The organism is Melioribacter sulfuriphilus (genome assembly GCF_051488685.1).
Taxonomy (GTDB): domain Bacteria; phylum Bacteroidota; class Ignavibacteria; order Ignavibacteriales; family Melioribacteraceae; genus Melioribacter.
Map to the genome: position 1 here is coordinate 19,100 of NZ_JBPSEH010000002.1, position 16,705 is coordinate 35,804.

The 16,705-nt window shown below is 36.9% G+C and carries 11 protein-coding genes; all 11 read left to right on the forward strand.

Translation table 11 applies throughout. The features are described 5' to 3' along the window. The first annotated feature begins 182 nt into the window (after positions 1 to 182). The 11 genes from ACSSV9_RS03315 (at position 183) to ACSSV9_RS03365 (ending at position 16,699) form a co-directional block, all read left to right on the forward strand. Positions 183 to 3,200: a TonB-dependent receptor gene (locus ACSSV9_RS03315; protein ID WP_437345805.1), complete on the forward strand. Its 3,018-nt coding sequence runs from the start codon at positions 183 to 185 to the stop codon at positions 3,198 to 3,200. Between the two features lie 52 nt (positions 3,201 to 3,252). After that, entirely contained in the window at positions 3,253 to 5,793 is a 2,541-nt protein-coding gene (locus ACSSV9_RS03320) for a T9SS type A sorting domain-containing protein (RefSeq protein ID WP_437345806.1), read from the forward strand. 81 nt (positions 5,794 to 5,874) lie between these two features. Then, the gene (locus ACSSV9_RS03325; RefSeq protein ID WP_437345807.1) at positions 5,875 to 8,280 is read left to right on the forward strand and encodes a glycoside hydrolase family 9 protein; all 2,406 of its coding nucleotides are present in this window, start codon (positions 5,875 to 5,877) and stop codon (positions 8,278 to 8,280) included. A 13-nt stretch (positions 8,281 to 8,293) separates the two neighbouring features. After that, entirely contained in the window at positions 8,294 to 9,400 is a 1,107-nt protein-coding gene (locus ACSSV9_RS03330) for a glycoside hydrolase family 5 protein (RefSeq protein WP_437345808.1), read from the forward strand. Positions 9,401 to 9,605: 205 nt separating this feature from the next. Beyond that, positions 9,606 to 10,538, forward strand: a complete 933-nt coding sequence (locus ACSSV9_RS03335) for a glycoside hydrolase family 88 protein (RefSeq protein ID WP_437345809.1) — start codon at positions 9,606 to 9,608, stop codon at positions 10,536 to 10,538. A 12-nt stretch (positions 10,539 to 10,550) separates the two neighbouring features. Then, positions 10,551 to 11,591: a glycoside hydrolase family 26 protein gene (locus ACSSV9_RS03340; RefSeq protein WP_437345810.1), complete on the forward strand. Its 1,041-nt coding sequence runs from the start codon at positions 10,551 to 10,553 to the stop codon at positions 11,589 to 11,591. A 101-nt stretch (positions 11,592 to 11,692) separates the two neighbouring features. Next, the gene (locus ACSSV9_RS03345; protein ID WP_437345811.1) at positions 11,693 to 12,634 is read left to right on the forward strand and encodes a S66 peptidase family protein; all 942 of its coding nucleotides are present in this window, start codon (positions 11,693 to 11,695) and stop codon (positions 12,632 to 12,634) included. A gap of 139 nt (positions 12,635 to 12,773) precedes the next feature. Then, on the forward strand, positions 12,774 to 14,165 hold the full coding sequence (gene hydG, locus ACSSV9_RS03350; RefSeq protein WP_437345812.1) for a [FeFe] hydrogenase H-cluster radical SAM maturase HydG: 1,392 nt from the start codon (positions 12,774 to 12,776) through the stop codon (positions 14,163 to 14,165). 25 nt (positions 14,166 to 14,190) lie between these two features. Continuing rightward, positions 14,191 to 15,234: a [FeFe] hydrogenase H-cluster radical SAM maturase HydE gene (hydE, locus tag ACSSV9_RS03355; protein ID WP_437345813.1), complete on the forward strand. Its 1,044-nt coding sequence runs from the start codon at positions 14,191 to 14,193 to the stop codon at positions 15,232 to 15,234. Positions 15,235 to 15,291: 57 nt separating this feature from the next. Then, positions 15,292 to 15,789, forward strand: a complete 498-nt coding sequence (locus ACSSV9_RS03360; RefSeq protein ID WP_437345814.1) for a tetratricopeptide repeat protein — start codon at positions 15,292 to 15,294, stop codon at positions 15,787 to 15,789. Beyond that, complete coding sequence (locus ACSSV9_RS03365; RefSeq protein ID WP_437345815.1) at positions 15,764 to 16,699, forward strand: DUF58 domain-containing protein; 936 nt, start codon at positions 15,764 to 15,766, stop codon at positions 16,697 to 16,699. Before ACSSV9_RS03360 ends, ACSSV9_RS03365 begins: the two co-directional genes overlap by 26 nt. Positions 16,700 to 16,705: the final 6 nt, after the last annotated feature.

Consider the following 16,705-nt stretch of genomic DNA (forward strand, 5'->3'; position numbering starts at 1 on the left):
GCAATTAATTCAGATAATATTCAATGGCATTATAATTGGTAATTAATTTTTATGAAAAGAAATAGAATAGGGCTGGCTGATATTTATATGGAGGGAAGATTCTTGGATTACCGTGATAAATTACTATCAGTAAACTATATCTATAATTAAATTTAACTTAATTGTTGATTAGAGGAGGCAGAATGAAAAGTTCTACATTTTATGATTTCTGCAGTAAACTGATGATTTTTATTTCATTCTTTTTAGGTGCGGCTGAAATTTTAAATGCTGCAGGGGGGCTAAGAGGCAGAGTATTCGATAAAGCAACAAACGAACCCTTGATTGGTGCCAATGTAATTGTACAGGGAACGAGTCTCGGGTCGGCGACCGACCTCGAAGGAAGATATAGCATTGTTGGTATACCTGCTGGTAAACATACAATTGCAGTATCATATATCGGCTACCGCCAGGTAACTACTGAAATTGAAATTTTTGATAATAGGACTGTTCAGCAGGATTTTTATCTTGAGTTCATAACGTTAGAGGGCGAGACGATTGTAATTACTGCTCAAGTAGAAGGTCAGGTCCAAGCAATAAATCAACAATTTTCGTCAAATACTATTGCAAATGTGGTATCGAAAAGTCGTATAAAAGAACTGCCTGATGTCAATGCTGCTGAATCGATCGGACGTTTGCCAGGAGTATCAATTCAACGATACGGAGGGGAAGCCACAAAGGTTGAAATTAGAGGTCTCTCACCCAAATATAATGCCGTTACTGTCAATGGTGTTCGGTTACCCGCTACCGGTGGTGACGATAGGAGTGTCGATTTATCATTAATCTCTTCGAATATTCTTGATGGAATCGAAGTTAAAAAAGCAAATTTACCCGATATGGATGCCGATGCATTAGGTGGAACTGTTGATCTCAAACTAAGAGAAGCTCCAGATGGTTTTCATTTGAATACTAATATCCAAAGTGGATATAACAAACTTCAGAATTATTACGGTAATTACAATTTATCTGCAAATCTGAGCAATCGATTCTATAATAATAAACTTGGAGTGATAGCAAGTTTTAATACTGATAATTACGACAGAAGTGCAGATAAATTTCAAGGTGAATATTTGAGGACTACAGATATCAATACGGGCGAAACTCAAGTATACATTTCTCAATTAAGACTGCGTGAAGAAAATGTCAAACGACAAAGAACAGGCGGCAGTTTACTTCTTGATTATAAACTCTCAAATGGGAAAATAACGGCAAATTCATTTTACAACAAATTAACGTGGGATGGTTTATATCGTATTAATCGAATGCTTTTAAGTGAAAATAGACATTTTTATGATTTGGAAGATCGAGGTGGAACAACTTCTATATTCACTGGTGCTGTTGGAATGGAACAGGATTTTAACTGGCTCAAATATGACTTCAGCATTTCACATACTTCATCGAGAAATAATAATCCCAGTGACAGAACATGGACGTTTGTCCAGGAAAATGCTTCATTTGAAACAGGAATGATTACTCCTGAAACACATCCAACCGAAGTACCTTCATTAGTCACTTTAGATACAAATTCCACGGGACTCGAATCGGGTTATATCTACGGCACGAAACTAAATGAAGATGAAACTGCATTCCAATTGAATTTACAAATGCCTTTTACACTCAGTAAAGATATTAATGGATATCTAAAAGCGGGTACTAAGTTCAAATGGTTGAAGCGACTTTATGATCAAGAACAAAATGGGCGTGGTAGTTTGCAATATGGTGCAGGTACTGGCTTAAGTCGCGAATTAAGAAGAATACTATTATATCTTGCACAAAAGTATCCCGATCAGTTTAACTTTCAGAGCGATTCAATATTGGTAAGAGAAAACGCTGTATTGCCAATTTCGAGATTTCTTAGTGATTACAATCGCGATGACTTTCTAAATGGTGATTACCCTCTCGGATTTGTTGCAGATAATGACTTAATGAATAAAGTGATGGAAGCCATATTTTCAAAAGAAGAAATTGAAGGCGATACAGCTGCGATTGCCAGACGTTATTCTATTGGTTCACTCGGCAATGATTATGACGGCAAAGAATCAATTCAAGCTGCTTATTTAATGGGTGAATTAAATGTAACAAAGTACCTCACGTTAATTGGTGGAATGAGGTGGGAAAAAGAAAATACTGTTTATAACGGTCAAAGATTCCGTCAGGTAACACCCAATAATGTAGAAGCTGCTCCAGCTGATTTCGAGGATTTAGAAGTCGAACGCGATAATGAATTTTTCCTTCCAATGATTCATCTTATTGTCAAACCTGTTGATTGGATGAAAATTAGGTTGGCTCGTACAGAAACTTTGACGCGTCCCGATTATATTCAATATGCTCCAATAACGTGGGTTAATTCATATCAAAGTTATATTAAAGCTGCTAATTCTAAAATTAAACCTTCACACTCAACAAATTATGACCTGTCGATATCGGTTTATGAAAATTATGTTGGACTTTTCAGCGTCACAGGTTTTTACAAAAAAATTGACGATCTTGTATTCTATGCATCCTATATTTTACAGCCTGGCTTAGCATACACATTTGAGGATACTGCATTTGTTTCCGGTTTGAACATCCCAAACAGTTGGTTAAAGTCAGCGCCTCAAATTGACACATATATTAACAATCCTGAGCCTGCATATTATAAGGGAATTGAACTTGAGTGGCAAACAAATTTCTGGTATTTACCCAGTGTACTAAAAGGTGTAGTACTTAATGTCAACTATACATACATTCATTCAGAAATTAAAAAACAACTCTTTTACAATAAATTAGGCGATTTAATTCCTGGTACACGACCTCCGAGAAGACAACCAATACTTGTCGACAGCTTCAGAGTAGCACGTATGCCCGATCAACCTAAACATATTGTTAATATTACTTTGGGATATGATTACAAGGGCTTCTCGGCACGTATATCATATCTCTATCAAACAGACAAAGTCACCTATATTTCATCCGAATCTGCGCTGGATAACTTTACAGGACCGTATTCCAGATGGGATTTTACAATTCAGCAAAAGCTCAATAACGGCATTCAGGTATTTGCTAACTTTACAAATCTGAACAATCGGCCTGACGAATCATTCAGGGGTTCGTCTTTGAAGAATCCCACATATATTGAATATTATGGCTTCTCAATGGATGTGGGAATTAGATATAATTTATAATGTGGTTAATCACATAAGTAAACTTAAATCAAACCAATAAGTGGAGGAGTATATGAAGTTCAATTACCGTTTTCTAATATTAGCACTGCTCTTTGCTGTTTTCGTATTGCCTGTTGAAAAAGCCAGTGCTCAAGCGGGGGATACATTAGTCGTAGAATGGCAGGACCCGGTTACGGGTGAAGTAATGACGGATGCTCTTCGAAATGCCATAGAAAACGATACAAACCGTCCTGAAGGACGTGTTTACAAATTATTACGCGGGGGATTCTACTGGATTTCTGAAAAAATCACTTATTCTGACTTTCATCTTAGACTGGTTGGTGAAAAAGGAGGGTCTACAGAATTTGATAATCCTCCTGTATTACAATTAGTAGGAAGATCAGACGGAACACATGCCGATCGCTTGATGCAACCGAGCGCTTCTCTTACAATGAAAAATATTTATGTTATTGGTTGCGACGAATTTGGTTCTCAGACCTACTATCAACCAATTCAACTTGATGCCAACGATTCAAGATTTGTGTTTGACGGTTGTATTTTCGAACGCACAAATTTTGCTCCTATAGCATTTACAGGAAAAAATAATGATATCTTTATTACTAATTGTGTTTTCAGGAATATACAAGGTCACCCGGCCGATCAGCAATGGCAAGGGCGCGGTGTGTCAATTTGGGCAGACCAGGATACAGTGATAGTCGAAAACAATACTTTCTTTAATATTAATATGACTGTTTTTCAGCTCGAAGGTGGCGCTGCAAATTATATCAGATTCAACCACAATACAATTGTGAATATGGGCCGTGCATTAAATGCAGGTAACTGGTGGAAAGAAGCATACTTTACAAATAACCTCTTTATTAATCCATTCTGGCATGGTGAAGGTCATGCTGATATTACTGCAACAGGGCGCGATCCTCGTACAATTCCGGCATCGATTTTCAGTGTTGGCGCCTTACCCACAAAATATGGCCCTGAACAAGGACGTCGTATTTTATTTTCAAATGCATATGCATGGCGTGACCCTGCTTTTGCTGCTTATTACGGAGATACAATCGTTGCGCAACCTTTTGCTGGACCAATGACAAAGGAAGATTATTTTGACGTTTATGAAAATATGGTAATTAAAGACACTGTCTGGTTGAGCAATATGCCGAATATCGGAACATATACACCTGAAATTATTAACGATATGATTCAAAACATTAAGGATATTCGTTCCAACACTCTACCTGCCAAGGAATATTTCTGGAAATTACCTATCGATAATATAACTGGAGAAGTATGCAATGTTTGTCCCAGTTGGCCACTTCCCGAAAACTTTTCATATACTGATGCAGCATTAATGACAGCAAGTACTGATGGTTTACCGTTGGGCGATCTGAATTGGTTCCCCGATAAAAAGGAAATATTTGAACAAAACAAAGATCAATATATTGCTCAAATAGAAGCTATGGCAGGTCCTGTTGTTGAGTATGAACCCTTAGCTGAATACGAAGCTGAAAATGCCACATTATCTGGCGACGCAGAAATTAAAGAAGTGCAGGGATTTGCTTACTTCCAAATGGATGGCGGCGGGTATATTCAGTGGGATTTTGAACTAGCAGAAGCTGGTCAATATGATTTGAATATATGGACTAATTTACGCGGCAATGGAACAAGAGGCCAAAGAATTATAGTAAATGGCGTTAGTATTCATGATCCGATGGGATGGGGTGAATATATTTGGAGTCCTTTAGAACAGCAAGCTAATATTTGGTATGGCAAATTTAATCCAAATGAATGGGTATGGACATTGATAAAACAAGAAGAAATTCTCGAAGCCGGTGCCTTAACTTTGCCCGCAGGACATAATACAATACGCATTGAATCCTCTTGGGGCTATCAAAATTTTGCTGGTATTGATGTCATACCTGCCGGAACCAATACTCCTGTAGTTCAACTGCGCATTCCTGATGCTACCTACGACCTCGTAACACCTCAGGTCGAAGGTGCAGCTTGGGTACCAAGTGGGTTTAGGTCGGTTGCAATGAATTCAAACGGCACAGTTACGTTTAATGTCGATGCTCCAGCTAATGGTACCTATGCATTAAATATTCTTTATCAGAATTACTCAGGTACGCAAAATGGTACTCTAAAAGTCGATGGTGCTGATATCGCTACACTTGCATTTGAAAGCAAAGACGATTCAACTGGCTTAGCATTATTAACTGACAGTTTCGAATTAACACAGGGTTCTCACCAGGTAGCTATTTCTGCCAGCAATATTAATCTTGATAAGATACAATTATTGAAAGTTACTATTACATCTGTCAACGAAAATGAAATTCCTACGGGTTATGCTCTCGAACAAAACTTCCCGAATCCATTTAATCCCACAACTTCAATTAGATTTACACTTGCTAAACCCGAAATGGTCAAATTAACAGTCTACAATCTTCTTGGTCAAAGAGTGGCTACTCTGGTCAATGGTCCAATGACTGCAGGTCAACACATTGTCCATTTCAATGCTTCAAATCTGGCTTCAGGAATTTACTTCTACGGTATCGAAGCAGGGAATTTCAAAACATTTAAGAAAATGATCCTGCTCAAGTAATTTGATTCTCATTTCATTATCTTCAGACAGCCGGTTTTTGCCGGCTGTCTTTTATTTATGCACATAAGTCGATTAAACCTCATGCAAACAAAAAATTTATTAATCCTTTATTTATTTTTAATAACTCAGTTATCAGCTCAATCGAGCAAATTATTCCTAAATCAAAAAAATTATTATGAAGCACCCGGTTTTAACCTTACAGTATTTGATGACTTTTATCCCGAAGGACATCAAGGCGGCATAACAATTATAAAAAATGATGAAAGAATTGCTGCTAATGGTGATTTGCGTCTTGAAGCAACACCAGGGCAATGGTCGCCTGTACCCAAAATGGGTAATAAAACAATCGACAGGGTAAACCAGGTAATTAGTGTCGAACTCTGGTATCCCGATTCGTCTAAAAACCGTAAGGGATTTAATCCAATTGTCTATCCCGACTTGAAATTAAAATACAAAATCAATACTGAACTAATTAACGAGAATCGTTCAATACTTGTTACAGTTGTAATTGATGACCCCATTCCTGATGAATGGATGGATAAAATTGGTTTTAATTTAGAACTTTTTCCAGGCTACTTCTTTGGTAAATTTTTCATGGCAGATGGAAAACCTGTTGCTTTCCCAAAAGATCCATTATTTTCTCTTCATACTCCTTTGACCAGGTGTCGTGAAGTTGTACTGGACGCTGATACGAAAAGCAAAATTTCTATTAAAAGTCTTACCACTGATATAGAAATTTATGATGGTAGAATAAATCATAATAATGGATGGTTTATTTTAAGGTCAAGAATTAATGCAGATAATAAGAATGAAGCGCTTCGCTGGATTATTACTCCTACAATTGATACTACATGGCACTACACACCAGTCGTCAAAGTTTCGCAACTGGGCTACCATCCTGTACAGAAAAAATTGGCAGTAATTGAAACCGACAAAAATTTTAGCTGGAAAGGCAATTTACGTCTTGAAAGGATTGATAAAGATACGGTAGTTATTTTAAGAGACAAGATAGTTCCTGATTTCTGGGGTGAATTCTTGCGTTATAAATATTTTACGTGGGATTTCAGCGATTTAGACAAAGAGGGCTTATATCAAATTGTTTATAACGAAAACAATCTCCAGATTATTAGCAACCAATTCCGAATTGATAGAAATATTTATTCCAGTTATATCTGGCAGCCTACAATTGAATATTTTCTTCCTGTGCAAATGTGTCATATGAGAGTAAATGAAAATTATCGTGTATGGCATGGCCGATGTCATATCGATGATGCAGTTATGGCTCCAGTTAATTATAACCATTTTGATGGATATATTCAGCCTGAATCTACTATGACAAACTTTAACTCCGGTACGCACGTGCCTGGACTGAACAAAGGTGGATGGCACGACGCGGGAGATTTTGACCTGAGAATAGAATCGCAATCGGAAACAGTTTATAAGTTATCTTTAGCTTATGAAATATTCCATCCAGAGATAGACGTTACAACGATTGATCAAAAAAATCAAATTGTCGAAATCCATATCCCCGACGGCAAGAACGATCTCCTTCAACAAATTGAACATGGTTTGCTTTCGATTGTAAATTCATACGAATCGTTGGGCAGATTGTACCGTGGAATTATATGTCGAGATTTAAGACAGTATGTTTTACTTGGTGATCCTGTAAATATGACTAATAATCTACCTGATGAAGATGATCGTTGGGTCTTTACCGAAAAAAATACTGAACATGAAATGCTAACAGTTCAAGCACTTGCTACTGCTTATCGAACAATGAAGAATTTTAATGATGAACTTTCACAAAAATGCTTGAAGATTGCCAAAGAATTATTCGAAAAAGATACTTCGAATTTTAATTCAGAAAAGCTCAATGCTGCGGCCGAGCTCTATTTATCTACCAAAGACGAAAGATATAAAAATCTATTATTGGAAAATCGTTTTGAATTACTAAAAAATATTTATTCTCATACAATTGTAATAGGAAGAATAAAAGAAATTTTTGATGCTGAATTTCAAAATGAGATAGAAAATAGTGTTGTTAAATTTTATAATCATGTTGTAGAATCTCAAAAAGAAAATCCCTTTGGTGTTCCTTATAAACCATATATTTGGGGGGCAGGATGGGGAATTCAAGCCTTCGGAGTTTCACAATTATTTCTTAATCTTTATTTTCCGCAGTTATTTAAGCCAGATTACTTTTTAAATGCATTGAACTTTATCTTAGGTGTGCACCCCGGTAAAAATAATGCCTCCTTTGTGTCGGGAGTCGGAATTAATTCATTGACAACGGCATATGGTTTTAATCGTGCCGACTGGTCATATATACCCGGTGGAATTGGAAGTGGAACAGCTCTCATACGTCCCGATCTCCCTGAACTAAAAGTATGGCCCTATTTATGGCAGCAGACGGAATATGTTCTTGGCGGAGGAACAGTCGATTATATTCTTTTGGCATTGGCAGCCGACCATATATTGAACAAATAATAAGGAAATCAATATGGACAGGAGAGAATTTATTAAACTTAGTGGAGTTTTAGGAGCAAGCAGTCTTTTAAGTGGTTTACCACTATCATTTTCATATGCAAATAAAAAAGATAAACTTTCAATTCCTCGCTATATCGGTTTTAATTTGACAGAAAAAACAAGCGGCGAGGGACCCCGCAGAAAATTTAATGAAGAAGACTTTGAAATAATGGCCGAATGGGGATTCAATTTCGCAAGAATTCCTATGTCCTACTGGAACTGGGCATCAAAAGATAATTGGTATGAAATAAACGAAGATGTATTTGAAGATATCGATGAATTAATTGAGTTTGGGCGCCAGTATAAAATTCACATAAATCTCAATTTACATCGAATACCAGGCTATTGTATTAATGGAAGAAATTTAGAACCGTATGATTTGTTTGAAGATTCTCCTGAAAATATGGAAAAAGCTCTTAATGCTGCCGTTTATCACTGGAAATTTCTTGCAAGACGCTATAAAGGAATTTCAAATTCACAACTTAGTTTTGACTTAATTAACGAGCCACCTAAAAATACCAATGTGGAAAGATATGTAAATATTGTTAAGGCCTTAGTTGATGGGATAAGGGAAGAAGATCCTGATAGATTTATTATAGCCGATGGTAGAGAAATTGGGCGGTATCCTGTGATGGAACTTATTGGTATTGTACCAATGCAAAGCACAAGAGGATATGATCCGATGAGTTTGAGTCATTATACAGCTACATGGGTTCCAGAAGACGAATTTGAAACTTTTAATCCTCCCACCTGGCCACTGAAAGCGGATAATGGAAAGATATGGGACAAAGAAGCTTTAAGAGCAAAATTAATCGATTCGTGGCTGCCAGCAGTGGAGAAAGGTACGCTCGTTCACGTTGGCGAATGGGGTTGCTACAATAAAACTCCACACGATGTATGTCTCAGATGGATGGAAGATGTTTTATCCCTATGGAAAGAGGTCGGTTGGGGGCATGCAATGTGGAATTTAAAAGGAGACTTCGGCATATTAAACAGTCGAAGAAATGATGTTAAATATGAAAATTATAAAGGACATAAATTAGACCGTAAAATGCTCGAATTAGTCAAAAAATATTTTTGATATAATAAATGCGAAATAAGATAGATAACTTATTTTATTAATACAAAATAGGCATTTTATTTAATAGTAAAAATCGCATTTGAGAATGAATAGAAAACAATTTTTAAGTATTCTTCCTTTTGGATTAGTTAGTTCGGGTATCGTTCGGGGAAAATTATTAAATAACGCGACAAAAGAAAAAACAATTTTTGATAAGAGCACTAATATGATCGAGAAAGCCATACTTGCAATGCTGACAATGCAAAGAGCCCCATGGGAGCAAGGTGTGGCAATGCAAGCTTTACTTGAATATGGAGAAGAAGAACTTGTGATTCTAATGGCAAAAGAGGCAGTCGTAAGACAGAGTGCTGACGGTAGACTGGCAATGTTAGGAGAAGAATTTGCGCTGAGCGATGCCGCTTCGCCAGGCGAAGCTCTTCTTTGGGCAGCCAGAAAAACAGGGGATGATAATTTATATGAAGGATTTAACAAACTCTTGAATTATATTTTAAATGATGCTCCAAGGAATAAAGACGGAATTATTTATCATTTTACAAATGTACCTCAGGTCTGGAGTGATATTAATTACATGTTGCCGCCATTTTTGGTTGTCGCAGGAAAATATCAAGAGGCAATGAAACAAATAAACGGAGTCTGGCATGTTTTGTGGAATGACGAAAAAAAACTGTTGTCGCATATGTGGGATTTCGAGAAAAATCAATTTGCAAGGAAAGAATTCTGGGGAGTTGGAAATGGTTGGACAGCGGCAGGTTTTACGAGAGTTATTCCAAAACTTCCCGAATCGATGACAAATGAAAAGCAGTTATTAATAAACCGACTGAAAAATTTACTCGACGGCTGCTTAAAGTATATGCGTGACGACGGCTTATTTTATAATATAGTAGATGACAATAATTCGTTTGTAGAAACCAATTTATCTCAAATGTTGTCATATTCGATTTTCAAAGGAGTAAAAGGAGGATGGCTCGATAGTTCATATCTTGAAAAGGCTGAATTGATGAGGAAAGCAGCTCATTCGAAATTTGATAAGTACGGTCTAATTCAAGGTGTATGTGGTTCGCCAGATTTTAATCACCCGGGTACAGCTACAGAAGGGCAGGCTTTCTTTATTTTAATGGAAGCAGCATATATTAACTAATGCGGAGTAAATATGTTGAAAAAAATATTTTTACTGTTTTGCTTAACACTGACTGTTATGGCGCAGGATATCAAGATTTTGCCAGTAACTCCAGATGCTTCTCCCGAAGCAGTCAAATTGCTTAATTACCTCTACTCGATCTCAGGAAAATTTACGCTGGCTGGCCAACATTCTGTACCATTGCTCGGCTCTTTAAGATTGCCTGCAGTTCACAAAACAACTGGAAAATACCCTGCTCTATTTGGACAGGATTTTGGATTCAGCGAGCCTGGTTCATGGGACGGAATTAATTACAGACAACAAATTGTTGACGAAGCAATAAAACGATATCACGAGGGCTTTATTATTACTTTAATGTGGCATGCTGTGCCTCCAAATATGGATGAACCGGTTGATTTTAGTTCGGCTATTCAAAGTCAGTTGTCCGATGAAGAATGGAATGAACTGATAACGGATGGTACGGAATTAAACCAAAGATGGAAATCTCAGGTTGATGTAATTGCATGGTTTCTTAAACAACTTAAATATGCTGGGGTACCTGTGCTCTGGAGACCTTATCACGAAATGAATGGTGGATGGTTCTGGTGGGGAAAAAAAGGAGGAGAAAATGGTTATAAAAAACTTTATCGCATGCTTTTTGATAGACTTGTTAATTTTCATAAGCTGAATAATTTGCTCTGGGTCTTTAATGCAAATGAAGTAAAACCTGGAGTCGACTCTTATGCTGAATATTACCCCGGCGACGATGTGGTAGATATCCTTGCTACTGACGTCTATTCAGAAGGATTTAATCAGGAGAATTACGAAGAATTGCTCGAACTGGCTAAGAATAAACCTATTGCATTAGGCGAGGTTGGAGCACTTCCTTCAAGTGATATATTGGAAGCTCAACCGCGCTGGGTCTGGTTTATGCATTGGAGCGACCCATACAGCGGTATTCAATCAAATCCTCAATTTCTTGAAATTTATCACGATGAAAAAGTTATTACTCTTGATGAATTGCCTTGGACGAATATTGATACTATAAAAATTCATTACCCTTTACTGAAATAAAAAAATCATTTTATAAGAGCAAAGTATAACGAAATAGGTTTTGCCAAAGGACATACTTTTTTTATATTGTAATAAGCTTATGAAAAAAATAAAAAGTCTTAATGAGATTGCTTAAGCCTGCAAGATTAAAGGCAGGTGATGTTATTGGATTAATATCGCCTGCTTCTTCGCCTGACGACCTGAATAAAATCAATAAAGGAGTTAGTTATCTTGAAAGCATCGGATATCGTGTCGAGGTAGGTAAAAATGTCGGATTGAAGAAGGGCTATTTAGCAGGAACAGACGAGCAGCGCCTCGAAGATTTGCATTATATGTTCGAAAAAAAGGATATTAAAGCAATTTTTTCAATACGTGGTGGTTACGGTTCTACTCGCCTTCTCGATAAAATCAATTATAATTTAATTAAACGAAATCCCAAAATTTTTGTCGGTTACAGCGACATTAATGCACTTCAACTGGCTTTTTTGAAAAAATGTGGTCTTGTTACGTTTGCAGGACCAATGGTTGCAGTTGATTTTCATGATCAGATAAGTGAATTCACAGAAGAAATTTTCTGGCGTACGCTTACGTCAAATAAAAAAATCGGTCGACTTAAAAATCCTTCTGGTGAAAGATTTTTTGTGCTCCGTAATGGCCGCGGAGCAGGAAATTTAATCGGAGGAAATCTTAGTATTTTTACGTCTCTTATTGGAACAGAATATTTACCTAAACTTAAGTCTCCAGTTTTAATCTTCGAAGAAATTAACGAACCGCCGTATAAAATTGACAGAATGTTCAACCAGATTCGTCTAGCAAAACTTTTTACTAATGCGCAGGCAGTAATCTTGGGAAGGTTTGTTGATTGTTATGAAACCGATATGAGTAAAGCTTCTTTTACGCTTAATGAAGTTATTCTCGAATATTTCGAAAAAATGGAAGTGCCTGTCATTTACAACTTCAAGCATGGACACATTAAAGACAATATTACCATTCCCTTTGGATTGCAATGTATTGTTAACGGTTCTAAAGGATTTATCGAAATACCCGAAAACGGCGTTGTCTGATTTTATCGTAATTATAGAATATTGCCTTAAATATTTCTCTTTTTTAAGAAAAACCTTCCTTTTTAATTCATTTACGTACTAATTTCAGTTCTGGTATACTTATTGTTTTATTAAAATTACACAATTTTATTGAGGCAGTATGGAATTCATTAATGAAGAATATATTTATTCTTTAATTGAGGACAAAAGACTTAATGACCAATCCTATCAACGTGAAATTATCGAAAAAGCAAAAGATGCAAAAGGATTGAGTCTCAGAGAAAGTGCTGCTCTCCTAAATATCGAAGATAATGAGATACTCGAAGAATTGTTTCATACAGCAAAAGAGGTTAAGGAAAAAATTTATGGAAATAGACTGGTATTGTTTGCTCCTCTCTATATAACAAATGTTTGTGTTAACAATTGTCTCTATTGCGCATTTCGTCGAGATAACAAAGAATTAAAAAGGAAAACGTTAACCCTCGAAGAAATACGAGAAGAAACAGAATTTTTGGTTAAACAGGGGCATAAGAGAATTTTACTCGTTGCAGGTGAACATCCGAAAAAACCGGGACTCGATTTTGTGGGTAAAGCTATCGATACGATGTATAAAGTTAATATTAATGGCGGAAATATCAGAAGAATTAATGTTAATGTTGCACCTCTCACGGTGGATGAATTCAAAACTTTAAAGAGTTTTGGAATAGGAACTTATCAGTGTTTTCAAGAGACATATCATTATCAAACTTACATAAAAATGCATCCTGATGGACCGAAGCGCGATTTTGCGTGGAGATTATATTCAATGGACAGAGCTTTACAGGCTGGCATTGACGACGTTGGAATCGGAGCATTATTTGGTCTTACGAATTATAAGTTTGAAACCCTTGGAATTCTAAGTCATGCTTTTAATCTTGATGAAAGATACGGTATTGGTCCCCATACCATTTCAGTGCCACGTCTTGAACCGGCACTAAATGCTCCCATTTCGGAAAATCCTCCTTTTGCCGTAGACGATTTATCGTTCAAAAAACTTGTTGCAGTAATTCGACTGGCCGTACCTTATACGGGAATTATTTTGTCAACTCGTGAGCGCCCGGAATTAAGGAGAGAATTGTTCAACCTTGGCGTTTCACAAATAAGTGCAGGTAGCCGCACTTCACCAGGTGCGTATAAAGAATCGCAAGAAAGTTTGGAAGAACACCAGATGGAGCAATTTCAATTAGGAGACCACCGCTCTCTGGACGAAGTAGTGCGCGACTGCTGTCAATTAGGATACCTCCCAAGTTTTTGCACAGCATGTTACAGATCCTCACGCACCGGTGATCGATTTATGCAACTTGCTAAAACAGGCAATATTGGAAAACTTTGTTCGCCAAATGCAATTTCAACTTTCAAGGAATATTTACTCGACTACGCCTCGGAAGAAACTAAAAAAGTTGCTCTTGATTTTCTCCTCAAGGAAATTGAAAAACTGGAAGAGCCAACCAAAAATAAAACATTGAAAATGGTCGAGCGAGTTGATGCAGGCGAACGCGATGTATTTTTCTAATAACTAAAATATAAGCTCCTTGATTATGGACATTAATGAGTTATTGAACAAAGATAATCTTAACCGGCAGGAAATTATATATCTTCTCGGTTTATCCAATAAAGAAGAGATTGAACTGTTGTTCAATCGGGCAGATGAAGTACGCAGAATCTACTGCGGTGACGAAATTCATCTGAGAGGAATTATTGATTTTTCAAATTACTGTCAACAGGATTGCCTCTATTGCGGGTTGCGTAAAAGTAATAAGAGTATTACCAGGTATCGCATGGCACCCGACGAAGTGGTCGAAGTAGCACATAAGTTTATAAATAAAGGAATTTTTACGATTGTGCTACAATCGGGAGAGGATAGTTTTTACGATACGGATAAAATAGCCTATATAATTTATTCAATTAAACAAAAAGCTGATGTTGCAATCACATTGAGTCTGGGAGAACGTGATTTTGAAGAATACAAAACATGGAAAATTGCTGGTGCCGACCGCTATTTAATAAAGCACGAAACGGCAAATCCCAAATTGTATGCAGCATACCATGAAAATCAAAAATTGAGCGAACGGCTGGAACATATTCGCTTTTTGAAAGAGATCGGTTATCAAGTCGGTTCGGGAAACATGATTGGACTGCCCAATCAGACTCTCGCAGATATTGCAGACGATATTCTTCTCTGCAAAGAATATGAGCTTGACATGGCTGCATTTGGCCCGTTTGTTCCTGCTCCTGGTACTCCGTGGCAGAATAAAAAACCCGGTGATGTTTTACTTACACTCAAAACGATGGCTATTGCCAGGATTGTACTAAAAGATGTTCATATTCCCGCTACAACTGCTCTTGCAACACTCGATGAAGACGGCAGAATAAAAGGGCTTAAAGTTGGCGCAAATGTGATCATGCCCGATTTTACACCTTCTCCCTATAGAGAAAATTATCAAATCTATGCCAATCGAAAATGCGTCAATGACGATCCAGATGATTGTCGTTCCTGCCTGCAATTACAAATCGAATCGATTGGCAGAAAGGTTTCCAATTCGAGGGGCGACTCGCTCAAACTCTTCAAACAGTCAAACTGATTTCACGTCTATTATTCGATTAATATTGTATATTAGAAAGCAAAAATCGGGATATTTATGCGCAAGATAATCATAATCTTATTCTCTGCATTTATTATCGCTTGCAGTTCAGAAAGCGATACCGAAATGTTCAGTAAAGCAGTCGAACTGGTTAAAAAGAATGACTATCATGGGGCAATAAATCAATACAAAAAATTGCTCGATGAACATTCAGACAGCAAGCTTGCACCAAAAGCCCTCCTTGAGATTGCCAAAATTTATCAAATGAATTTGATAAATGAGAACAATAAAATTGAATCCCTTAAAAATGCTGTAATCTATTATAAAAGACTTTCTACGGAATATCCAGACACTCCAGAGGCGCAAAAAGCTTTATTCATAGCGGGATATATCGAAGCTAATGAGTTGAACGATACAAGCTCTGCAAGAAAAACATACGAAGAATTTCTGAAACGTTACCCTGACAGCGAGATGGCCACATCAGTTAAACTTGAGCTGGAATATCTCGGAGTTTCTCCCGATAAATTGCTTGAACAAAGACTTAAAAGTCAATGAGATGTATATTAAATCGAAAGACATAGTTTCATACCTGCAGCCAGAAATCGTTACTAAAATTAAAAACCTTGAGCTGAGAGCAAAGGCTGTAGTTGAGGGTTTTATGGTTGGACTCCACCGAAGTCCTTATCATGGATTCAGCGTTGAATTCAGTCAACATCGACCTTATATGCAGGGTGATTCAGTTCGCGATATTGACTGGAAAGTTTATGCCAAGAGCGACAAATTTTATATAAAACAGTATGAAGAAGAGACAAATTTAATTTGTAATATTTTTCTGGATGTGAGCAATTCGATGAAGTTCAGGCATGATGCACCAGTTACTAAATTAGATTATGCCGTTACGCTTGCTTCGGCTTTGAGTTATATTATGATTAACCAGAAAGACGCTGTGGCTCTTACGATTTATTCTAACAAGATTCACAATTATCTTTCTCCTAAATCCAACAGAATGCATTTAAAAAAAATATTACTCTCTCTTGCTGGAATAGAGACAGCAGGAACTACCAATACAACCGAATGTTTGAGTCAAGTAACCGAAAAGATAAAAAAAAGGGGCTTGACAATTGTAATTTCCGATTTCTTCGACGATGTAGAGAATATAGCCAAAGCAATCAAAAAAATTAAGCTCAGAAAAAACGAAGTTATCCTTTTCCATCTACTCGACCCGACGGAAATCGACTTCGATTTTGATAAGGATGCTCTCTTTGTTGACCTGGAAACAAACGAAGAATTATCGTCGCAACCGTATCACATCAGAAAAGTTTATTCAGAATCGGTTGCCGGTTTTATCGATAAACTAAAGAATGAGATGCTCAATTATGGGATCGAATATAACTTGATCATGACAAACGAAAATTTTGAAAAAGCATTATTCAGTTATTTCAGAAAAAGGGAAAAAATGTTTTAGGAGGTA